The organism is Salinifilum ghardaiensis (assembly GCF_054491345.1).
In genome coordinates, this window is sequence record NZ_CM137101.1 from 1,858,786 (window position 1) to 1,880,757 (window position 21,972).

The following is a 21,972-nucleotide window of genomic DNA, read 5'->3' on the forward strand; positions in this document are numbered from 1 at the left end:
GGTGGTCATGGACAGCACGCCCGTGCTGTTTCCGAAGTTGCACGAACCCGACGACGCCGAGGCGGTGCGGTTCGCCGAGGGGGCGCTGACCTACCGCGAACTCGCCGGCGCGGCCGGCGCCGTCGCCGAGGGGATCGGCGCGGCACGCCGGGTGGCGGTCTGGGCCGAACCCACGCTGCACACCTGCGTGGCCGCCCTCGGCGGACTGCTCGCCGGTGCGGCGGTCGTGCCGGTCAACCCGAAGGTGGGCACCCGCGAGCTCGAGCACATCGTCGGGGACAGCGAACCCGAGGTGCTGCTGGCGCAGCCCGGGTTCGCCGCCCCCGAGGCGCTGGCCGGCATCCCGCGGCACGAGGTCGACCCGCGCGCCGAGTCCTGGGTCGAGCGGCCCGAACCGGACGGGGAGGCGCCCGCGCTCATCGTCTACACCTCCGGCACCACGGGGGCGCCGAAGGGCGTCGTGCTGCCGCGGCGCGCCGTCCGGGCGAACCTGGACGCGCTCGCCGAGGCGTGGCAGTGGACCGAGCGCGACGTGCTCGCCCACGCGCTGCCGCTGTTCCACGTGCACGGGCTGATCCTCGGCACGCTCGGTCCGGTCCGGATCGGCGGCGCGGTGCACCACCTGGGCAGGTTCGACGCCGAGCGGATGGCCGAGGAGCTGTCCGGGCCGGCGACGATGATGTTCGGCGTGCCGACGATGTACCGCAGGCTGGCGCAGGCGGCCGAGGAGCGGCCGTGGATCGGCGAAGCCGTCGGGCGGGCCCGGTTGCTGGTCTCCGGATCGGCACCGCTGCCGGCCACCGAGCACGAGCGGATCGAGCGGCTCACCGGCCAGCGCGTCGTCGAGCGCTACGGGATGAGCGAGACGATCATGAACGCCGGTGTCCGCGCCGACGGCGACCGCCGCGCCGGCTACGTCGGCAGGCCCTTCGCCGGTGTCGAGATCGAGCTCGTCGACGAGGACGGCGCCGCGATCGGCGACAGCGACGACGCGACGGTCGGCGAGATCCTCGTGCGCGGGTCGAACCTGTTCACCGAGTACCTCAACCGGCCGGACGCGACGGCGGAGGCCTTCGCCGACGGCTGGTTCCGCACCGGTGACATGGCCACCCGCGCCGCCGACGGCTACCTCCGCATCGTCGGGCGCAAGGCCACCGACATCATCAAGAGCGGCGGGTACAAGATCGGCGCCGGCGAGATCGAGAACGCCCTGCTCGAGCACCCGGACGTCGCCGAGGTCGCGGTGACCGGTGAGACCGACCCGGACCTGGGCGAGCGCATCGTGGCCTGGGTGGTCGCCGGCGAGCGGCAGCCGGCCGAGGACGAGCTGGCCGAGCACGTGGCGCGGCTGCTCACGCCGCACAAGCGCCCGCGCGCGGTGCGGTTCGTGGCGGAACTGCCCCGCAACGAGATGGGCAAGGTGCAGAAGAAGGCGTTGATGCATGGCTGAGGACGCTGCGCGCTCCGCTACCGACGACCTGATCGCCGCCGTGTGCCGGGGGTTCGAGGAGTTCCCCGCTCCGTCCGGGACCGGTGCGGAGGACCCGCTGGGCTGGCCGGGCTATCCGGAGCAGCGCGACCGCGCGGCCGAACGCACCGGGCACGAGGAGTCGGTCCGCTGCGGGCGGGGGCGCTTCGGGGCGCGGGAAGCGGTGCTCGTGGCGTTCGACTTCGCCTTCCTCGGCGGTTCCGTGGGGGCCGGTGCCGGGGCGCGCATCGTCGACGCGTTCGACCGGGCGCGCCAGCTGCGGCTGCCGGTGGTCACCCTGCTGGCATCCGGCGGGAGCCGGATGCAGGAGGGGATCGTCGCGCTGGGCCAGCTGCAGCACATCGCGCACGCCTGCCTGCGGGCGCGGCGCGACCGGATCCCGCACGTCGCGGTACTGCGGCACCCGACCACGGGCGGGATGTGGGCCTCGCTGGCGGCCTCGGCCGATGTGGTGCTGGCCTCGCCGGGTGCGCTCGTCGCCTTCGGCGGCAGCCGTGTGCGCGGCGATGTCAGCGGCCCCGGCAGCGACTCCGGTGGCAGCGGTGGAGGAGACGCGTCGTTCACCGCGGAGGGCAAGTTCGCCGCCGGGCAGGTGGACCAGGTCGTCGCCGAGGCGGACCTGCCGGAGGTGCTGCGGCAGTGCGTGCACCTGCTGCACCCGAGCGCGGTGCCGGGCCGGCCGGAGCCGGCGGAGCTGCCCGCCGCGCTGGGCCGCGCGGATCCGCCGGAGACCGGGTGGGAGGCGGTCGTCCGCGCCCGAGCGGACGACCGCCCCCGCGCCGGTGACTACCTCCGGGCCCACTTCGACGCCCGGCTGGAGCTCGGCGGCGACCGGGCCGGTGGGAGGGACCACGGCATGCGCTGCGGCGTCGGTGAGCGCGGCGGCCGGGTGGTCGCCTACGCGGCGCAGACGGGGACGGCCAACACCCCGGCCGGGTTCCGGGCGGCCGCGCGCCTGGTCCGGCTCGCCGACCGGTTGGGACTGCCGGTGCTCACGCTCGTGGACACACCCGGTGCGGCCAACGACGCCGCTGCCGAGGACGCCGGGATCGGGCCGGCGATCGCGGAGGCGTTCACCGCGGTCGCCGAGGCGCGGGTGCCGGTGACCAGCCTCGTCGTCGGGGAGGGCGGTTCCGGTGGGGCGCTGGCGCTGTGCGCGCCCGGGAGCACGTGGATCGCGCCGGAGGCGTACTTCGCGGTGATCGCGCCGGAGTCGGCGGCGCGCATCCTCAAGCAGCCCGCCGAGGAGGTGGGCGAGCTGGCCGGGTGGATGCGGCTGCGCCCGCAGGACCTCGCCGAGCTCGGCTTCGCCCGGGTGCACGGCGGCTGAGCTCCGGCCCTCCCCGGCCGCGACCACTCCTAGTGATCAATGCCACCTGATGAGGGGCTGGCATGTTCCTTCTGACGGATTAGACTCAGGTTCGCCTGACGAAGGTTAGGCTAGCCTGACCAAGAAGGAAGCGATGGACGACACCGGGATCGCGGGCACGGTGGCGCTGGTGACCGGTGCTGCGCAAGGCATCGGGGCGGCCGTCGTGCGGGCTCTGGCGCAGCGCGGGGCGACCGTCGCCGCCGTCGACCGCAACGCCGAGGGGTTGGCCGCGGCGGGTTCCGCCGCTCGGGACCGGGGGTGCGCGGTGCGTGACTACCCGGCCGACGTCACCGACTCCGCCGCGGTGGCGGCCCTCACCGCTCGGGTCGAGCGGGAGTGCGGATCGCTCGACACCCTGGTCAATGTGGCCGGGGTCATGCGTGCGGGGCGGGTCCGTGACTTCACCGACGCGGACTGGGAGCATGTCTTCGCGGTGAACACCGACGGCGTGTTCCACACCTGCCGCGCGGTCGCCGACCGGATGGTGCCGCGGCAGCGGGGCTGCATCGTCACGGTCGGGTCGAACGCCGCGGGGGTTCCCCGCCACGGCATGGCCGCCTACGCCGCGTCGAAAGCCGCGGCCGCCCAGTTCACCAAGTCGCTCGGCCTCGAGCTGGCCGAGGACGGCATCCGGTGCAACGTCGTTTCCCCCGGACCGACGGACACGGCCATGCAGCGATCACTGTGGACGGACGAGGGCGGTGCGCGCCGGGTGATCGCCGGCTCGCCGGAGACCTACAAGATCGGCATTCCGCTGGGGCGCCTCGCGGCCCCGGACAACGTCGCCGACGCGGTGGTGTTCCTGGTGTCGCGGTACGCCGAGCACATCACGTTGCAGGACCTCTACGTCGATGGGGGAACGACTCCCCGTGCCTGACCGGACCGAGGACGGCACCCGCAAGAACGGTGCGAGAACGAGGGGACGCATGACGACCACGAGCGAGCAGGACCCGCCCGTTCCCGACGAGCTGGCCGCGGACGAGCAGGCGCTGCGCCTGCTGGACCTCTACGAACCCGGCGGCTCCGTCTTCTTCGCCTCGCAGGGGGGCGTGCTCCTCGGGCGCGGCGTGGACGCGACGGTTCCCAAGCTGACCTGCGCCCGCGCCGACCTGCCCGGACGGGTGCGCGAGTTCCTCACCGCCGCGCGGGACTTCGGGCGGGCCAACCCGATGGTGATGGGCGCGGTGCCCTTCGGCGAGAACCTGCCCGCGCACCTGGTCATGCCCACCGAGCTGGTGCGCTCGGCGCCGCTGAACGTCGTGGTCCCCCAGCGGGCGCTGCCCGCCGTGTCCGACTGCACCCCGCGGGAGGTCCCCTCGGCGGACGAGTACGAGCGCGGTGTGCGGCGGGTGCTGTCCCGCATGCAGCGCGGCGAGCTGAGCAAGGCCGTGCTGGCGCGCTCGCTGGAGCTGGGCACGTCCGAGTCCGTCGACGCCCGCCGGGTGCTGCGCAACTTCGCCCTGGCCAACCCCGCCGGGCACACCTTCGCCGTGGACCTGCCGGCCCGCGGTGAGGACGGCACCCGCTCGGGTGTGGCCGCGCCGCGCCTGAGCCGGACGTTCACCGGGTCCAGCCCGGAGCTGCTCGTCTCCCGCCAGGGGATGACCGTGCGGTCGCAGCCCATGGCCGGTTCCCGGCCGCGCGGCGCGGACGCGGCCGAGGACCACCGCCTGGCCACCGATCTATCCACATCGGACAAGGAACACCGGGAGCACGTGGCCGTCGTCGAGCAGGTCGCCGAAACGCTGCGCCCCTACTGCACGCACCTGGACGTGCCCGAGGTGCCGACGCTGGTCAGCACCCCCACGATGTGGCACCTGGCCACCGAGATCACCGGCGAGCTCGCCGATCCCGCGGTGAGCTCGCTGGAACTGGCCACCGCCCTGCACCCCACGCCCGCGGTGTGCGGAACGCCGGGGGAGGCGGCCCGCGAGGTCATCGACGCCGCCGAACCGTTCGACCGCGGCTTCTACGCGGGCCTGGTCGGCTGGTGCGACGCGGACGGGGACGGGGAGTGGGTGGTCGCCATCCGCTGCGCCGACATCGAACCCGAGGTGCTGCGCCTGTTCGCCGGCGCCGGCATCGTCCGCGGCTCGGACCCGAGCGCCGAGCTCGCCGAGACCACCGCGAAGCTGCGGACCGCGCTGTCCGCGGTGGGGCTCGACCGGCAGGTGTGACGCGCCGCAGGCGCGAACCGCCCGGTCCGCACGCACGACACGAGGAGCACGATGACTGCCCCGGACGTTCTGCCCGGATGCCCGACCTGGCCGGAGGAGTTCGCCCGCCACTACCGCGAGCGGGGCTACTGGCGCGGGGAAACCTTCCCGCGGATGCTGTCCGAGCGCGCGGCGCGGCACCCGGAGCGCACCGCGATCACCGACGAGCACCGCCGCGTCACCTACGGCGAACTCGCCGCGCGCGCCGAACGGCTGGCGGCGGGGCTGGGCGAACTGGGCATCGGCGCCGGCGACCGCGTGGTGGTCCAGCTGCCGAACACCGCCGAGCTGTTCGAGGTGAGCTTCGCGCTGTTCCGCGCGGGCGCTGTCCCGGTGTTCGCGCTGCCCGCGCACCGCGCCACCGAGATCGCCTACTTCTGCGAGCACGGCGAAGCCGCCGCCTACATCACCGTCGACCGCGAGGCCGGTTTCGACCACCGCGGGCTGGCCGAGCAGGTGCGCGCGGAAGTCCCCGGCCTGCAGCACGTGATCATCGCCGGCGCGGTCGGCGAGCACGACTTCCACGCGTTGTCCGAAGTGGACGCCGAACCGGCGGGGGCGCCCGAACCGCGGCCGCACGACATCGCCTTCCTGCAGCTGTCCGGGGGCAGCACCGGAGTCCCGAAGCTCATCCCGCGCACCCACGACGACTACATCTACTCGTTCCGCGCGAGCAACGACATCTGCGGCGTGACCGCGGAGACGGTGTTCCTCGTGGCCCTGCCCGCGGCGCACAACTTCCCGATGAGCTCGCCCGGCAGCTTCGGCGTGCTCCGCGCGGGCGGGCACGTCGTCCTGGCCCGCAAACCCGGCCCGGACGTGGCCTTCGCGCTCATCGAGGCCGAGCGCGTCACGCTCACCGCCGTCGTGCCGCCGCTGGCCGCGGTGTGGCTCGACTCCGCCGAGACCACCGAGCACGACCTGTCCAGCCTGCAGGTGCTGCAGATCGGCGGGGCCAAGTGCCCCGAGGAACTGGCCCGCCGGGTGCGGCCCGCGACGGGGGCGCAGCTGCAGCAGGTGTTCGGCATGGCCGAGGGGCTGGTGAACTACACGCGGCTGGACGACCCGGACGAGGTCGTGCTCACCACCCAGGGCCGACCGATCTCCCCGGACGACGAGGTCCTCGTCGTCGACGACGAGGACCGGCCCGTGCCCACCGGGGAAGTCGGCCACCTGCTCACCCGCGGCCCGTACACGATCCGGGGCTACTACCGCGCCGAGGAGCACAACGCCCGCGCGTTCACCCCGGAGGGCTTCTACCGCACCGGGGACCTCGTGCGGCTGACCGCGGGCGGCAACATCGTCGTCTCCGGACGTGCCAAGGAGCAGATCAACCGCGGCGGCGAGAAGATCGCGGCCGAGGAGGTGGAGAACCACCTCGTGGCCCACCCCGCGGTGCGCGACGCCGCCGTGGTGCCCGTGCCGGACCAGTACCTGGGCGAGCGGACCTGCGCGTTCGTCATCGCCCGCACCGACCCGCCGAAGGCCCGCGAGCTGATCTCCTTCGTCCGCGGGCGCGGGCTCGCCGGCTACAAGGTGCCGGACCGCGTCGAGTTCGTCGCGGAGTTCCCGCACACCGGCGCGGGCAAGACCAGCAAGAAGGAGTTGCGCGCGGTGATCGAGCGGGAGCTGCTCCCGGCGGTGCTGGAGCGCTCCGCCGAGGGGGAGGGGAAGTAGCGTGGCGCTGCCGAGGATCGCACCGTACCCGGTGCCCGACGAGCTGCCGGAGAACCGGGTCCCGTGGCGGCCCGACCCCGCCCGCGCCGTCCTGCTGATCCACGACATGGAGCAGCACTTCGTCGGCGCGTTCGAGCGGGACGCCGACCCGCTGCGCCGGGTCGTGCCGAACATCCGGCGGCTGCGCGCGCAGGCCCGCCGCTGCGGCGTGCCCGTGGTGTACTGCGCGCAACCCGGCGGGCAGACCCGCCGGCAGCGCGGGCTGCAGTGGGACTGGTGGGGTCCCGGACTGGCCGCCAGCGACGAGTCCGGCATCATCCCGGAGCTCGCCCCCGCAGCCGACGACGTGCTGCTGACGAAGTGGCGCTACAGCGCGTTCCAGCACACCTCGCTGGCAGACCGGATGCGGCAGTGGGGTCGCGACCAGCTCGTCGTCACCGGAGTCTACGGCCACATCGGGTGCCTGCTCACCGCGGCCGAGGCCTTCCAGCTGGACCTGCCCGCGTTCCTCGTCGCCGACGGGATCGCGGACTTCTCCGCGGAGGACCACCGCATGGCGCTGGACTACGCGGCCAAGCGCTGCGCCGTCGTGGGATCGACCGGCTGGATCACCGAGGAGCTCGCCGGCACCACCGTTCCCGCCGGGCACGTGCGGCCCGTGGTCGGCGAGGACGCCTGAACGAGCGAGCGACGAGAGGGGAGAGCATGCCGGAGACGGCAGGAACCGGTGCGCTGAGCCGCGGGGAGGTGCGGGAGCACGTCGCCGAGCTGCTGCAGGAGAGCGCCGCGGAGATCGGCGACGAGGACGACCTGCTCGACTGGGGCCTCGACTCGATGCGGATCATGGCGCTCGTCGAGAAGCTGCGCGCCCGGGGCGTGCAGGTCGGCTTCGCCGACCTCGGCGAGACGACCACGTTGCGCCAGTGGTGGGAGGTCCTCGGCCTCTGAACCGGCGCGGTGCTGCGGTGCTGCCGGGGAGGGCCGCTCCGGCCCCTCCGCGCTGCCTCCGCGCGCCCCGGAACCCGCCCGCGCCGCCGCGGGCCCGCCCTCGCACGCGGGCCCGCGGCGGCCGGTGGTCCCGCGGCGGCCGGGTCACTCCTCCCGGGCGGCCCGCAGCGCCGGGCGCAGCGCCTCCAGCACCTCGGGGTCCTCGATCGTCGACGGCACCGCCGTCCGGTCGGCGTCGGCGATCTCCCGCATCGACTTGCGCAGGATCTTGCCCGAACGGGTCTTCGGCAGCGCGTCCACCACGGCGACACCGCGCGGGGTGGCGATCGCGCCGACGCGGTTGCGCACGCTCTCGGTCAGCTCCGCGGCGACCGCCTCCGCCGAGTCCGCCGCCCCGGCCTTGAGCACCACGAGCCCGTACGGCACCTGGCCCTTGAGCGGGTCGTGCACCCCGATCACCGCGCACTCGGCCACCGCCGGGTGCTCGGCCAGCACGGCTTCCATCGCGCCGGGGGAGAGGCGGTGGCCCGCCGTGTTGATCACGTCGTCGGTGCGGCCGAGGACGAACACGTAACCGTCCTCGTCGACGTAGCCGCCGTCGCCCGTGGCGTAGTAACCCGGGTAGCTCGCCAGGTACGACTCCCGGAAGCGCTCGTCGTCGCCCCACAGCGTCGGCGCCGTGCCCGGCGGCAGCGGCAGCCGCAGGCACAGCGCCCCCTCGGTGCCGGTGGGAACCTCCGCGCCGGACTCGTCGAGCACCCGCACGTCGTAGCCCGGCATCGGGACCGTGGGGGAGCCGGCCTTGAGCGGCATCGGTTCGAGCCCGCGCGGGTTGGCGCAGATCGGCCAGCCCGTCTCGGTCTGCCACCAGTGGTCGACCACCGGCACGCGCACCTTCTCGCCGGCCCAGTGGTACGTCTCCGGGTCGAGGCGCTCCCCGGCGAGGAAGAGGCTGCGCAGGCCGGACAGGTCGTGGCGGTGCATCAGCTCGGCGTCCGGATCGGCCTTGCGGATCGCCCGGAACGCCGTCGGAGCGGTGAACAGCACCCGCACGCCGTGCTCGGCGATGACCCGCCAGAACGCGCCCGCGTCCGGGGTGCCCACCGGCTTGCCCTCGTAGAGCACCGTGGTCGCGCCGACCAGCAGCGGCGCGTAGACGATGTAGGAGTGGCCGACGACCCACCCCACGTCGGAGGCCGTCCAGAACACGTCACCGGGGTGGATGTCGTAGATGTTCGGCAGCGACCAGGCCAGCGCGACTGCGTGCCCCCCGTTGTCGCGGACCACGCCCTTCGGCCGCCCCGTGGTGCCCGAGGTGTGCAGCACGTAGAGCGGATCGGTGGCCGCCACCGGGACGCACTCGGCCGGGTGCGCGTCCCGCAGGGCCTCGTCCCAGTCCAGGTCGCGCGGGCCCGGTTCGGCCGGGGACTGCGGACGCTGCACGAGCAGCACGCGGTCCGGCTGGTGGGTCGTGCGGCTCAGCGCCTCGTCGACGATGGGTTTGTACGGCACGACCCGCTGCGGTTCGATCCCGCACGAACCGGCGACGATCACCTTCGGCTGGGCGTCCTCGATGCGCGCTGCCAGCTCGTCCGGGGCGAACCCGCCGAAGACCACCGAGTGCACCGCCCCGATCCGCGCGCAGGCGAGCATCGCCACGATCGCCTGGGGGATCATCGGGAGGTAGAGCACGACGCGGTCACCGCGCGCCACCCCCTGCTCGCGCAGCGCGCCCGCGCACCGCGCGACCCGGTCGAGCAGCTCGCGGTAGCTCCACGTCTCCGCCGCCGCTGCGACCGGCGAGTCCCACACCACCGCCGGCTGGTCGCCGCGGCCGTCGCGGACGTGCCGGTCGAGCGCGTTGAAGCAGGTGTTCATCCGCCCGTCGGGGAACCAGCGGTAGAACGGCGCGTTCCCGTCGTCGAGCGCCCGGGTCGGCTCGGTGTCCCAGTCGATCGCCCGGGCCGCGCGCAGCCAGAAGCGCTCGGGGTCGTGCAGGCTTTCGTGGTGCAGATCGGCATAACCCGCCATCGGCAACCTCCGCGGGAACGGTGGGGAACGGATCCCCGTGTCCTACCGCACGCCCGCAGGTGATGCCAGGGGGCGGCCCGCGGCGGGCTCCCGGGCCCGCACGGGGGCCCGGGGTGGCCCCCGGGGCGGTGTCCGGCCGGGCGCTCCGCCCGGTGCCCGGTGCAGCTGTTCGGTCCGGCGCTCGCGTGATCGGCGCCGCGCTCGCGCTCGGCGACGCGTGGTGTTCGTCCGGCGACTGTTCGTGTCGGGTGCGCGACATGTGGTGGAGGAGTCCGCACAATCGGCGGCGGGACGCCTCGCCGGGCGTTCCGCCGAGGCCGGCGCCGCGGGGAGATGCGGTGCCGGTGCCGCAACGTTCGCCGGTGAGCACGGACGGGAGGTGCTTTCCGCAATGACAGGTGACGGAGCCCGCGACTCCTCCGGGGCCGGTGGGAGCGAAGCCGCCGAGGACCTGCCCACCGCGCTGCACAGCGTGGTGTGGAGCCACGGGCACGCCTACGTGCTCGAAGGACTGAGCGGGGCCCGCTGGGCCGGGGTCGACGACCGCGGCCGACCGTGCTTCCTCACCGACGCCGACCTGCGGCGTCGCGGCTTCACCGTGCAGCGGGCTCGCACGGCCTGAGCGACCGGGCGGTGCGCAGCGCCGCCCCGACTTGCGCCGCGCGTCCCGGACCGCGCCGCGGTGGGGGCGCGCTCGGCGGCCGCTGTTCGATCACCGCGCGGTTGCGCTGCGCACGTCGGTCCCGCACCGGGGCGGTGGGCCGCATGTGCGATCCTCATCCGGGGAGGCGTCGTACCGATGGGCTCGGTACCGGCGGCGGCGCGACACACAGGGGGAGGCCGTGGTGCACGACGCGGACAGCACCACGAACGGCACCGCGCGAGGACCGGCCGAGGAACCGGGGGCGTCGGCGGGCGACCCCGCCGGAACCGGGGACCAGCCCGGCGGCGCCACCGCTGCTTCCGGCGAGGGCGCGCCGATCGAACCCGGCATCGAGCGGATGCGCGAGGTCGCCGTCGGACTCTGGCACGACCCGTGGTTCACCGTGCCGAACCTGCTCAGCGCGATCCGGCTGGGCGGGGTGCCGCTGTTCCTGTGGCTGCTGCTCGGCCCGCAGGCCGACCTGCTGGCCCTGCTCGTCCTCGTCGCCAGCGGTGTGACCGACTGGCTCGACGGGAAGCTGGCGCGGTGGCTCGGGCAGTACAGCCGGCTCGGCGAAGTCCTCGACCCGGTGGCCGACCGCCTCTACATCGTGGCGACGCTGGTCGCCTTCGTGCTGCGCGACGTCGTCCCCTGGTGGATCGCCGCGGTGCTCGTCGGGCGGGACGTGGTGCTGGCGCTGTGCGTGCCGGTGCTGCGCTTCTGCGGATTCCAGCCGCCGGACGTGCACTACCTGGGCAAGGCGGCCACGTTCTGCCTGATGTACGCCTTCCCGATGCTGCTGCTGGTGCAGGAGGACATCGCGCTCAGCGAGGTGCTGCGGCCCATCGCGTACGCGCTGACCTGCTGGGGCGGCGTGCTCTACCTCTGGGCCGGCGTGCTCTACCTGGGGCAGGTGACCGCAGCGCTGCGGGAGGCGGCGCGCGCGGTGCGCGGATGACGCGCCCGGCGCAGCGCGTGTTGCGGGACGTGCCGGTGGGCAATACGCTGCCCGCCGGCGGATGATCTCGCGAGCCCGGCCGGTGACCGGGCTGAGCAGCGCCCCCGAGCAGGAAGGCGGACCCAGTGGCCTCGGAGGAGATCAGGTACACCCAGGAGCACGAGTGGGTGCGCCGCACCGATGCGGAGACCGTGCGCGTCGGCATCACCGACTACGCGCAGCAGCAGCTCGGTGACGTCGTGTTCGTGCAGGTGCCGGACGTGGACGAGGGCGTCGAAGCCGGCGGGGCGATGGGCGAGGTCGAGTCGACCAAGAGCGTGTCGGACCTCTACGCCCCGGTCGGCGGTGTCGTCACCGCCCGCAACGAGGCCCTGCAGGACCGGCCCGAGCTGGTCAACAGCGACCCCTTCGGGCAGGGGTGGCTCGTGGAGCTGCGCTTGGCGGACGTCGCCGAGTGGGACGTGCTGCTCGACGCCGAGGCCTACCAGCGGCTGATCGAGCAGGAATGACCGCGCCGCGGCGCGCGTTGATCACTGCGGCGACCGGGACTCCCGCGTACTCGGGCTGGTGCCGGCGCGGTACGTTGGAATCTCGTTGGCACGATCTATCCGCGTAGAGGAGAGCTCAGGTGAGCCAGAACAGCGGCTCCGGTGACGTCCCACCGGAGCAGTCACCGGAGACCACCTCGGTCTTCAAGCCCTTCTCGGAGCAGGACGGCACCGAGAGCGCCCCGCAGACCGAGTCCGCGGGCTCAGGGGTCGACGCGCTGCCGGCCGGGTCGGCGCTGCTGGTGGTGAAGCGCGGTCCGAACGCGGGCTCGCGGTTCCTGCTGGACCGGGAGACCACCAGCACGGGGCGGCACCCGGACAGCGACATCTTCCTCGACGACGTCACGGTCTCGCGCCGGCACGCCGAGTTCCGGCGCGAGGGCAACGACTTCGTCGTCGTCGACGTCGGCAGCCTCAACGGCACCTACGTCAACCGGGAACCGGTGGACACCTCGGTGCTGGCCAACGGTGACGAGGTGCAGGTCGGCAAGTTCCGGTTGGTGTTCCTGACCGGGCCGGCCGACGGGGGACAGAGCGCGCGCTGAAGCGGCAGCGGACCTGAACGCGGGGCGACGCCGGTGAGCGGGCGCCGCCCCGAGCGGTGCGAGTGTCGCCGCCGAGGCGCGACTGCGCGGCCCGGTCGGCCTTCGCGTCCACCGCCGCCCGCGGGGCGGTGTAGGGTGACGAGCGCTGCCGTCGGTCGGGAACCCGCGGCGATCCGCCGAGCGGGGGGTTGCGACGGGCCCGCGCCTCCCGTCGGGGCGGTGCGCAGTGGAGGACGGACGGCTGGGCGCGTCCGCCGTATCGCGGGTAGCGTCGGAAGCGTCGGTGCGCGATCCTCGACAGGGATGTCACGCTTCGGCGCGCTGGAGGAGGCGATGTGACGATGAGCAGCGAGATGCGCGTCGTCGGCGTGCGCGTGGAACTACCGGCCAACCAGCCGATCCTGCTGCTGCGGGAGACGGAGGGTGAGCGGTACCTGCCGATCTGGATCGGCTCGGTGGAGGCGACCGCCATCGCGCTGGAGCAGCAGGGGGTGCGGCCGGCGCGTCCGCTGACGCACGACCTGCTCAAGGATGTGATCGGTGCCCTGGGGCGTGATCTCGAGCAGGTGCGTATCACGGATCTGCAGGAGGGGACGTTCTTCGCCGAACTCGTCTTCGACGGGGACGTGCGGGTGTCGGCGCGGCCGAGCGACTCGGTGGCTCTGGCCCTGCGCGCCGGCGTGTCCATCCACGCCGACGAAGCGGTGCTGGACGAGGCAGGTCTGATCATCCCGGACGAGCAGGAAGACGAAGTGGAGAAGTTCCGCGAGTTCCTGGATTCGGTCTCACCGGAGGACTTCCGCGGCGCGGACACGTGACCGCGCGAGGACGATCGCGGAGCGACGGGGCCCTCGGCGCGGTCGAGGGCCCCGTCGTCGTCGCGCTCCCCGCCGTCGCGGTCCCTCGCCCGCGTGTGGCGGGGTGCGGCCCGGAGGGGAGGCCGGGGGCGGCGCGGAGGCCCCGCCGCTGTTGATCTTCTCCGGCGTGGTCCGCGCGTCGCGTTGACCGCCCACACCGGGCGGCCTACTGTCGAATTGCGCGAATCGCTCCGGTGTCGTTTTCGCTGGCAGTCGTGGGGGATCGGGACAGCAGGGAGGTCCCGGCTGCTGGCGCCGAGGCGGGTGCTGGCGGGCACCCGGGCGCGTCGGCTGCCGGGACCGGCAGCCGGGCCGGAGCAGATTCGCCGAACGCACCGGACCGGATTCGTCGGCAGCGTGCCGGACGAGGGGAGGCAGGCGTGGTCGAGCAAGCGCCCGAGCGGGGTTCCGCAGGGGAAGAGGACGAGTCGCCTGGTGCGCCGTCCGCTGGGACCGCTGCGACCGGTGCGCCCCCGATGCCCGGCGGGGGCGGCGCGACGGAGGAATCGTCCCCGCACGGGGCCGGCGGAATGCTGCCCGAGGACTCGGTCTCCGACGAGCTCGTCGGTTTCCGGGGAGCGGCGGCGTGCCAGATCGCGGGCATCACCTACCGCCAGTTGGACTACTGGGCGCGCACGAAGCTCGTGGGCCCGTCGATCCGCAGCGCCACCGGTTCGGGTTCGCAGCGGCTCTACTCGTTCAAGGACATCCTCGTGCTCAAGGTGGTCAAACGGCTGCTGGACACGGGGGTGTCGCTGCACAACATCCGGCTGGCCGTGGACCACCTGCGCAGCAGGGGGGTGCGCGACCTGGCGGGGCTCACGTTGTTCAGCGATGGCACCACCGTCTACGAGTGCACCTCCCCCGAGGAGGTCGTCGACCTGCTGCAGGGCGGGCAGGGCGTCTTCGGGATCGCCGTGAGCGGGGCGATGCGCGAGATCACCGGGACGATCCACGAGTTCCCCGCCGAACGCGCCGACGGCGCGCTGGTCGAACCGCTCGAGGAGGACGAGCTCTCCCGCCGGCGGCGGGACCGGCGCACCGGGTGACCGCGGGCCCGGGGCCGCGGTCCCGGCGGGGACGGGCGCACCGCGCGCTCGCGCCGGTGCGCACCGTCAAGCAGGTGTGCGTCAGCTGACAGCCCCTCGGGCGGGAGCGCCTGATCAGGTATGCTCACGGCATCGCTGACCCCGTGCGGGAGAGTTCGGCTCGAGCGATCGAGTCGGCGCCGAAGGAGCAAATCTCCCCATCAACCTCTCAGGCCACTGGACCGCGCGGGCGAGATGCCTCTGGAAAGAGGGTGCGGCGACGGCGGCGCACCCCGCCGACGGTGCAAGTCCGGCCGGACCGCCGGACGAAGCTCTCAGGCGTTCGCGCAGCGAACAGTGACAGAGGGGGAGAGTCGGCAGCACGCTGGTGTTGCCGCCCCCTTGTTCGCCGCGAAGATTGAGGTTGGGCGATGACCGACGTGACCCACGACCGCATTCCACTCGCCGCGCTGGAGCACGGGACTCCGTTCGCCGATCGGCACGTCGGGCCGACGCCGGCCGAACTCGCCCGGATGCTCGACGTGGTCGGGGTCGGTTCCCTCGAGGAACTGGCAGACAAAGCCGTGCCCAGCGGAATCCGTGAGCGGGACCTGCAGCTCGAGCTGCCGGAACCGGCCACGGAAGCCCAGGCGCTCGCGGAGCTGCGCGACCTCGCGCAGCGCTGCACCCCGCGCACCCAGATGATCGGGCTCGGCTACTACGACACGATCACCCCCGGCGTGATCCTGCGCAACGTGCTGGAGAACCCCGCCTGGTACACGGCCTACACGGCTTACCAGCCGGAGATCTCGCAGGGGCGGCTGGAAGCCCTGCTGAACTTCCAGACGATGGTCTCGGACCTGACGGGGGTGCCGGTCGCCAACGCCTCCATGCTGGACGAGTCCACCGCTGCCGCCGAGGGCATGACGCTGGTGCGGCGCGGCGGCAAGGCCAAGTCGCCGCGGTTCGTCGTCGATGCCGACACGCTGCCGCAGACCGTGGAAATCCTGCGCACCCGCGCGGAACCGCTCGGCATCGAGCTGGAGGTCGCCGACCTGTCGCAGGGCGCGAGCGGTCTGCCGGACGGCGAGTTCTTCGGCGCGCTGCTGGCCTACCCGGGCGCCTCCGGCGCCGTCCGGGACCAGGAGGAGGTGCTCGCGGAGATCCACCGCCGCGGGGCGCTGGCCGTGGTCGCCACCGACCTGCTGGCCCTGACGCTGCTGCGCGCCCCCGGTGAGATCGGCGCCGACGTCGTCGTCGGCAACACCCAGCGCTTCGGCGTGCCGCTCGGGTTCGGCGGCCCGCACGCCGGGTTCATGGCCGTGCGCAAGGGCCTGGAGCGGCAGCTGCCGGGACGTCTCGTCGGCGTGAGCGTCGACACGGACGGCAACCAGGCCTACCGGCTGGCACTGCAGACCCGCGAGCAGCACATCCGCCGCGAGAAGGCCACGAGCAACATCTGCACCGCGCAGGTGCTGCTGGCGGTCATGGCGGGCATGTACGCCGTCTACCACGGCCCGGCGGGCCTGCGGAACATCGCCACCCGGGTGCACCGGATGGCGGCCGTGCTGTCCGCCCGCCTGCGCCAGGGCGGGGTCGAGGTCGTCGAGGACGCCTTCTTCGACACGGTGCTGGCCCGCGTGCCCGGGCGCGCCGACGAGGTCGTGGCCGCCGCGCGCGCGGAGGGCATCAACCTGCGCAGGGCCGATGCGGACCACGTGGGCATCGCCTGCGACGAGAGGACGACCCGGCAGGACCTGCGCGGCGTGTGCGCCGCGTTCGGCCTCACCGCCGAGCTCGGCGAGCTGGACGAGCTGGACACCGGCACCGCGGACGCGCTGCCGCGCCCGCTCGAGCGCACGTCCGAGTACCTGACCCACCCGGTGTTCCACCGCCACCAGTCGGAGACCTCGCTGCTGCGCTACCTGCGGGAGCTCTCCGACAAGGACGTCGCGCTGGACCGCAGCATGATCCCGCTGGGCTCGTGCACGATGAAGCTCAACGCCACCACCGAGATGGAGCCGGTCACCTGGCCCGAGTTCGGCGACCTGCACCCGTTCGCGCCCGCGGAGGACGCCGAGGGGATGCTGCGGATCGTCGACGACCTCCAGCGGTGGCTGGCCGACATCACCGGCTACGACGCGGTGAGCGTGCAGCCCAACGCGGGCAGCCAAGGCGAGTTCGCCGGTCTGCTGGCCATCCGCGCCTACCAGCAACAGCGCGGGCAGGAGCAGCGGGACGTCTGCCTGATCCCGGCCAGCGCGCACGGCACCAACGCCGCCAGCGCCACCATGGCCGGGTTGCGCGTGGTCGTCGTGCGCTGCGACGACTCGGGCAACGTCGAGATGGAGCACCTGCGGGAGCTCGCGGCCAAGCACGCCGACGACCTCGCCGCGATCATGATCACCTACCCGTCCACGCACGGCGTGTACGAGGACACCGTGCGGGAGGTGTGCGGCGTCGTCCACGAGGCGGGCGGTCAGGTCTACGTCGATGGGGCGAACCTCAACGCCCTCATCGGGCTGGCCCGGATGGGCAAGTTCGGCGCGGACGTGTCCCACCTGAACCTGCACAAGACGTTCTGCATCCCGCACGGGGGCGGCGGTCCCGGTGTGGGCCCGATCGGCGTGCGCGAGCACCTCGCCCCGTTCCTTCCGAACCACCCGCTGCAGCCGCAGGCCGGTCCGGAGACCGGGGTCGGTCCGATCAGCGAAACCCCGTGGGGGAGCGCGTCGATCCTGCCGATCTCCTGGGCGTACGTGCGGATGATGGGTGCCGACGGGCTGCGCCGGGCCACGTTGACCGCGGTCGCGGCGGCGAACTACGTGGCGCGGCGCCTGGACCACTACTTCCCGGTGCTCTACACCGGCAAGGACGGCTACGTGGCCCACGAGTGCATCCTCGACCTGCGGCCGATCAGCAAGAGCAGCGGCGTCTCGGTGGACGACGTGGCCAAGCGGCTCGCCGACTACGGCATCCACGCGCCGACCATGTCCTTCCCGGTCAACGGCACGCTCATGGTGGAGCCGACCGAGAGCGAGGACCTCGCCGAGCTCGACCGGTTCTGCGAGGCCATGATCCAGGTCCGCACCGAGATCGACAAGGTCACCGCCGGTCAGTGGCCGGCCGAGGACAACCCGCTGGTGCACGCGCCGCACACCGCCGCCTCGCTGGCCGGTGACTGGCCGCACGCCTACAGCCGGCAGGAGGCGGCCTACCCGATGGGCACGGGGGTGACCTCCAAGGTCTGGCCGGCGGTGCGCCGCGTCGACGGGGCGCGCGGGGACCGCCACCTGGTCTGCTCGTGCCCGCCGCTGTCGGCCTACGAGAGCTGAGGTCCTCCGCGGGGCGTGTGCGCCTTCCTTCCCAGGGCAGTCGCGCACGCGCCCCGCGCGGGCGCCCGTCCCGGATTCCGCCGCACGGCGGATTTGCGTGCGGCGATGGGAGCATGACACGGTTGCCCTTTTACGTGACGGCTCCGAGAGGAATGGGGCGAATCATGCTCACCATCAGTGAGAGTGCCGCGGAGGTCATCAAGCTGGTCCTGATCGGCGGTGACTCTCCGGAAGGGTCCGGGCTGCGCATCGCGGCCAGCGGCGACGGGTTGCAGGCCGCGGTCGCGGACGAGCCGGAAGCCCAGGACCAGGTGGTCGAGCGGGACGGGGTCCGTGTGTTCCTGGAACAGCACGCTGCTTCCGTGCTCTCGGACAAGACGCTCGACGCGGAACGCGACGACAATGGTGAGTTGAGCCTGGCCGTCCGCGAGGACTGACACCACTGACGTCATCGGCCGTCGGCGGCGCGCGTTCCCGCCCGGAACCGCCGCCGGCGGCTTTCACGCATCGCGTCCCAGCGGCGCACGGCCGCCCGGCGCGATGGTGCACGCGCCCGGTGCCGCGGTGCGCGAGCGTCGTGGGCAGCAGCCATGGTGGTCGGGACGGCTGACGACGTCAACACCCGCAGCGGGCCCGCTGGCCGGGCCGCCGATGGGGCCGGGCCGCTGCGGCGGACCCGTCCGCGGCGCCGGGCCTCCCCGCCCGGCTCAGGCGCGGGCGCCGTCGGCGTGCTGCCGGCCCCAGGTGCGGATCTCCTCGCAGGCGGCGATGATCCGCTGCCGCAGCCCGTCGGCCTCCTCGGCGAAGGCGCGCTGCCGGCGCACGTACTCGGCCCGTCCCTGCGCGGTCTCGATGGGCACCGGTGCGAAACCGAGCTCCCGGAAGTCGTACGGGCTGGCGCGCATGTCCAGTTCCCGCACGCGCATCGCCAGGTCGAAGCAGTCCGCGGTCAACTCCGCGGGGACGAACGGGTCGAGCTTGTAACACCACTTGAAAAGATCCATGTTGCCGTGGAGGCACCCCGGCTGCTCGCTCCGGACCTGGTCGGCGCGGCTGAGCTGGAACTCGTTGCGCGGACGCGCCTGCTCGGTGAAGAACCGGAACGCGTCGAAGTGCGTGCACGTGATCCGCATCGACTCGACGACCTCGTCGGTGCCGGTGTGGCCGAGCCGCAGCGGCCACTCGGCGTGCCGCACATCACCGGGCCGCGTGCGGTAGAGCATGGCCCACTCGTGCAGGCCGAAGCAGCCCAACCTCGCCGGGCGCGCGGCCGTGGCGGACAGCAGGTCGTGGACGAACTCGACGGTTTCCCGGCGCTTGGCGGTCAGCGCAGCCGGGTCGATCGCCACGCCTTCGGGCAGCTCGGTGAACCCCGAGCGCTCGAGGAACTCGGTCCCGCCGGCGAGCGCGACGCCGACGCCGGGCTGCCAGCGCTCCAACCGGGAGGGGCGGTAGGAGTAGTAGGTCCAGAGGAAGTCCCAGATCGGGTGCTTCTCGCCGCGGCGCTGCCGCTCGCGGTGCGGCCGCGTCCACTGCTCGACGCGCTCGGCGTGGGCCCGCTGCCGCGCGCGCCACTCGGATTCGCTCAGCACCCGCATCGCCCACCAGCTTAGGGAGTCCGCGGACCGGCTGGCGCAGTGGATCCGGTGGAACCGGCGGTGCGCCCCCGGGCGGGGGCGCACCCCGCGGTCTCCGGTGCGGGGAGGTCAGACCGCTGCCGCGCCGGCCACGTGCGTGCCGTCGCGCACGGTGCCGACGTACTCCTCGACGAGGTCCTCGAGCGCGACGACGCCGGTGATCGTCCCGCCGTCGTCGACGGCGATGCCCAGGTGGCTGCCGGTCCGGCGCAGCGCGGCCAGGGCCTCGTTGAGCCGGGAGCCGGTCGACACGTTCGGCAGCTGCCGGATCCGCTCCGCGGGCACCGCGGTCCCGCTCGGACCGCAGACCTGGTCCAGCACGTCCTTGACGTGCAGGTACCCGCGCGGGCGCCCGCGCGGTCCGCGCACCGGGAAGCGGGAGAACCCGGTTTCGGACACGGCCCGCTCGACCTCGCCGAGGGTGGGGCGCTCGGACAGCGTGCGCACGTCGTCCAGCGGTACGACCACGTCGCTGACGTGGTGCTGCACCGAGGACAGCGTCTGGGCCAGGCGCCGGTGCTCGGCCTGCTCCAGCAGGCCCTCGCGCCGGGACTGCACCAGCAGCTCGGCCAGTTCCTCCGAGGTGTAGGCGGTTTCCAGCTCGTCCTTCGGGGTGATCCGCAGCAGTCGCAGCACCCCGTTGGCGAGCGCGTTGAACACGGCGATCAGCGGTCGGGCGATCGCGGTGAATCCCACCAGCGCGGGCACGAGCCACAGCGCGAGCCGCTCCGGGTCGGAGATGGCGAGGTTCTTCGGCACCATCTCGCCGACGAGCACGTGCAGCACGACCACCATCGCCATGGCGACGGTGAAGGCGATGGCGTGCAGCACCGCCTCCGGGATCCCCAGCGGGCCGAGCACCACTTCCAGCTGCGCGGCCACGGCGGGTTCGCCGAGCCGGCCCAGTCCCAGCGAGCACAGCGTGATGCCGAGCTGGGCGCTGGCGAGCATGAGCGAGCCCTCCTGGCTCGCCTTGATCACCGTGCGGGCGCGGCCGACCCCTTGCTCGCGCAGGGCCTCCAACCGATCCTTCCGGGACGAGAGCAGGGAGAACTCGGCACCGACGAACAGGGCGTTGAGCAGCAGCAGCGCCAGTGCCAGCAGGATCGCGGACGTCTCGCTCATCGCACCTCCTGCACCTGCGCGGAAACCGGCGCGCTGACCCGGGTCAGCGCCAGGCGGTCCACCCGGTTGCGGTCCATGCGGCGCACGGTCAGGCGCCAGTCGCCGATCGCCACGGAATCACCGATGTGCGGGATGCGTCCGAGCTCGGCCAGGATCAGGCCGGCAACGGTTTCGTAGTCCCCGTCGGGCATGGTGAAACCGGTGGACTCGGCGAGCTCGTCGGGCCGCAGCAGCCCGGACACGATCCAGGTGTTCTCCGCGAGCTTCCGCACCGGGGAGGCCTCCCCGGTGTCGTGCTCGTCGCGGACGTCGCCGATGATCTCCTCCACCGCGTCTTCCAGGGTCACGATGCCGGCGGTGCCGCCGTACTCGTCGACGACGACGGCCAGCTGCAGGCCCGAGCCGCGCAGCCGGTTGAGCAGCGAGTCGCCGTCGAGGCTCTCGGGCACGCGCGGCACGGGCCGCACGAGCGAGCCGACCCGCGTCTGCGCCCGCCGGTCCGCGGGCACGCCGAAGGCCTGCTTGACGTGCACGACGCCGTGCACCTCGTCGAGGTCCCCGCTGTGCACGGGGAAGCGGGAGTGGCCGGTGCGGCGCGCGGTCTCCAGCAGCTCGACGACGCTCGAATCCGTGGACAGCGCCTCCACGCGCACGCGCGGGGTCATCACCTCCTCCGCGGTGCGCTCGCCGAAGCGCAGCGAGCGGTCCATGAGCTGCGCGGTGGCGGCGTCGAGGGTGCCGTGCTCGGCGCTGGAGTGGACGATCGCCCCGAGCTCGTCGGCCGAGCGCGCCGAGCGCAGTTCCTCCTGCGGTTCGATGCCGAAGCGGCGCACCACCCAGTTCGCGCTGTTGTTCATGCCGTTGATCAGCCAGCGGAACACGCGCGAGAACGCCCCGTGGTAGGCGGAGACCAGCCGTGCGGTGCGCAGCGGGCGCGCGATGGCCATGTTCTTCGGGACCATCTCGCCGAAGACCATCGACAGTCCCGTGGCGAGCAGGATCGCCAGCGCCAGCGACGCGGCTCCCGCCGCGGAGCCGGGCAGTCCCGCGGCCAGCGCGACCGGCCGGATGAGCTCGCCGATCAACGGCTCGGCCACGTAGCCGGTGGCGAGCGTGGTGATCGTGATCGCGACCTGGGCGCCGGAGAGCTGGAACGACAGGCTTCCGTGCGCTTTGCGCACGGAACGGGAACGGCGATCGCCCACCTGGTGGACGTTCGCGTCCACGGTGCTGCGGTCGAGGGAGGTGAGGGAGAACTCGGCGGCCACTGCTGCGCCGGTGCCCAGGGTGAGCACGACGACGAAGAGGAGACCGCCGATCGCTGTGAGAACGTCCATCACCGGCCACCTCGCGGGAGGGCGAGGACTCGGGTGCGGGGGCGGGATGGACTCGCGGGGGCGCCGGGTCTATGACCCGGCCTGGTACTGCCCCCGTCGGGGGATGGTGCCTCGGGCACTGACGTTGTCACTCCTCATCGGGAATAGGGCGTCGTGAAGGGGTCGTCGGGAAAGGGATGACAGTTCCCGGTCCAGTATATCGGGTGTGCACGCGCGGGAAAGCCCG

General features: G+C 73.3%; 19 protein-coding genes and 2 riboswitches. Of the genes, 15 read left to right on the top strand and 4 right to left on the bottom strand.

The genetic code is table 11. The features are described from left to right. The first annotated feature begins 7 nt into the window (after positions 1–7). From ACVGV0_RS08355 to ACVGV0_RS08385, 7 genes are all read left to right on the top strand, one after another. The gene (locus tag ACVGV0_RS08355) at positions 8–1,450 is read left to right on the top strand and encodes an acyl-CoA synthetase (protein ID WP_459159293.1); all 1,443 of its coding nucleotides are present in this window, start codon (positions 8–10) and stop codon (positions 1,448–1,450) included. After that, positions 1,443–2,819 (top strand): carboxyl transferase domain-containing protein, encoded by a 1,377-nt coding sequence (locus tag ACVGV0_RS08360; protein WP_459159294.1) that lies wholly within the window; start codon positions 1,443–1,445, stop codon positions 2,817–2,819. The genes ACVGV0_RS08355 and ACVGV0_RS08360 overlap by 8 nt, the downstream gene beginning before the upstream one ends. A gap of 133 nt (positions 2,820–2,952) precedes the next feature. Beyond that, positions 2,953–3,738 carry a 2,3-dihydro-2,3-dihydroxybenzoate dehydrogenase gene (locus ACVGV0_RS08365; RefSeq protein ID WP_459159295.1) on the top strand — a complete coding sequence of 262 codons (786 nt, stop codon included), beginning with the start codon at positions 2,953–2,955 and terminating at the stop codon, positions 3,736–3,738. A gap of 49 nt (positions 3,739–3,787) precedes the next feature. Further along, the gene (gene dhbC / locus ACVGV0_RS08370) at positions 3,788–5,038 is read left to right on the top strand and encodes an isochorismate synthase DhbC (protein ID WP_459159296.1); all 1,251 of its coding nucleotides are present in this window, start codon (positions 3,788–3,790) and stop codon (positions 5,036–5,038) included. A gap of 51 nt (positions 5,039–5,089) precedes the next feature. Next, complete coding sequence (locus ACVGV0_RS08375) at positions 5,090–6,754, top strand: (2,3-dihydroxybenzoyl)adenylate synthase (protein ID WP_459159297.1); 1,665 nt, start codon at positions 5,090–5,092, stop codon at positions 6,752–6,754. Between the two features lies 1 nt (position 6,755). Beyond that, on the top strand, positions 6,756–7,433 hold the full coding sequence (locus ACVGV0_RS08380) for an isochorismatase family protein (protein WP_459159298.1): 678 nt from the start codon (positions 6,756–6,758) through the stop codon (positions 7,431–7,433). Between the two features lie 26 nt (positions 7,434–7,459). After that, positions 7,460–7,702: a phosphopantetheine-binding protein gene (locus ACVGV0_RS08385; RefSeq protein WP_459159299.1), complete on the top strand. Its 243-nt coding sequence runs from the start codon at positions 7,460–7,462 to the stop codon at positions 7,700–7,702. 144 nt (positions 7,703–7,846) lie between these two features. On the opposite strand, the gene ACVGV0_RS08390 is transcribed toward ACVGV0_RS08385, so the two are convergent. Beyond that, positions 7,847–9,733, bottom strand: coding sequence for a propionyl-CoA synthetase (locus tag ACVGV0_RS08390; protein ID WP_459159300.1), 1,887 nt, complete (start codon positions 9,731–9,733; stop codon positions 7,847–7,849). A gap of 391 nt (positions 9,734–10,124) precedes the next feature. Between ACVGV0_RS08390 and ACVGV0_RS08395 the strand changes: the two genes are divergently transcribed. The 8 genes from ACVGV0_RS08395 to ACVGV0_RS08430 all read left to right on the top strand — a co-directional run bounded on the left by ACVGV0_RS08395 (position 10,125) and on the right by ACVGV0_RS08430 (position 18,084). After that, the gene (locus tag ACVGV0_RS08395; RefSeq protein ID WP_459159301.1) at positions 10,125–10,355 is read left to right on the top strand and encodes a hypothetical protein; all 231 of its coding nucleotides are present in this window, start codon (positions 10,125–10,127) and stop codon (positions 10,353–10,355) included. 220 nt (positions 10,356–10,575) lie between these two features. Beyond that, positions 10,576–11,334, top strand: coding sequence for a CDP-alcohol phosphatidyltransferase family protein (locus tag ACVGV0_RS08400; protein ID WP_459159302.1), 759 nt, complete (start codon positions 10,576–10,578; stop codon positions 11,332–11,334). 125 nt (positions 11,335–11,459) lie between these two features. Beyond that, a complete protein-coding gene (gcvH, locus tag ACVGV0_RS08405; protein WP_459159303.1) occupies positions 11,460–11,843 on the top strand; it encodes a glycine cleavage system protein GcvH in 384 nt (127 codons plus the stop codon). A gap of 119 nt (positions 11,844–11,962) precedes the next feature. Further along, positions 11,963–12,427, top strand: a complete 465-nt coding sequence (gene garA / locus ACVGV0_RS08410; protein WP_459159304.1) for a glycogen accumulation regulator GarA — start codon at positions 11,963–11,965, stop codon at positions 12,425–12,427. Positions 12,428–12,768: 341 nt separating this feature from the next. Continuing rightward, a complete protein-coding gene (locus ACVGV0_RS08415; RefSeq protein WP_459159958.1) occupies positions 12,769–13,245 on the top strand; it encodes a bifunctional nuclease family protein in 477 nt (158 codons plus the stop codon). A gap of 569 nt (positions 13,246–13,814) precedes the next feature. After that, positions 13,815–14,333: a MerR family transcriptional regulator gene (locus ACVGV0_RS08420; RefSeq protein ID WP_459159305.1), complete on the top strand. Its 519-nt coding sequence runs from the start codon at positions 13,815–13,817 to the stop codon at positions 14,331–14,333. Between the two features lie 136 nt (positions 14,334–14,469). After that, positions 14,470–14,567: riboswitch (glycine riboswitch) on the top strand. Further along, positions 14,568–14,686, top strand: a riboswitch (glycine riboswitch). A gap of 57 nt (positions 14,687–14,743) precedes the next feature. Then, entirely contained in the window at positions 14,744–17,647 is a 2,904-nt protein-coding gene (gene gcvP, locus ACVGV0_RS08425; protein ID WP_459159306.1) for an aminomethyl-transferring glycine dehydrogenase, read from the top strand. Positions 17,648–17,811: 164 nt separating this feature from the next. Further along, a complete protein-coding gene (locus ACVGV0_RS08430; protein WP_459159307.1) occupies positions 17,812–18,084 on the top strand; it encodes a HesB/IscA family protein in 273 nt (90 codons plus the stop codon). A 270-nt stretch (positions 18,085–18,354) separates the two neighbouring features. Here the strand turns inward: ACVGV0_RS08430 and ACVGV0_RS08435 are convergent, their stop codons facing one another. The 3 genes from ACVGV0_RS08435 to ACVGV0_RS08445 all read right to left on the bottom strand — a co-directional run bounded on the left by ACVGV0_RS08435 (position 18,355) and on the right by ACVGV0_RS08445 (position 21,746). Continuing rightward, positions 18,355–19,245, bottom strand: a complete 891-nt coding sequence (locus ACVGV0_RS08435) for a 3-methyladenine DNA glycosylase (RefSeq protein WP_459159308.1) — start codon at positions 19,243–19,245, stop codon at positions 18,355–18,357. A gap of 108 nt (positions 19,246–19,353) precedes the next feature. Further along, on the bottom strand, positions 19,354–20,409 hold the full coding sequence (locus ACVGV0_RS08440; RefSeq protein WP_459159309.1) for a hemolysin family protein: 1,056 nt from the start codon (positions 20,407–20,409) through the stop codon (positions 19,354–19,356). Then, positions 20,406–21,746 carry a hemolysin family protein gene (locus tag ACVGV0_RS08445; protein WP_459159310.1) on the bottom strand — a complete coding sequence of 447 codons (1,341 nt, stop codon included), beginning with the start codon at positions 21,744–21,746 and terminating at the stop codon, positions 20,406–20,408. Before ACVGV0_RS08445 ends, ACVGV0_RS08440 begins: the two co-directional genes overlap by 4 nt. Positions 21,747–21,972: the final 226 nt, after the last annotated feature.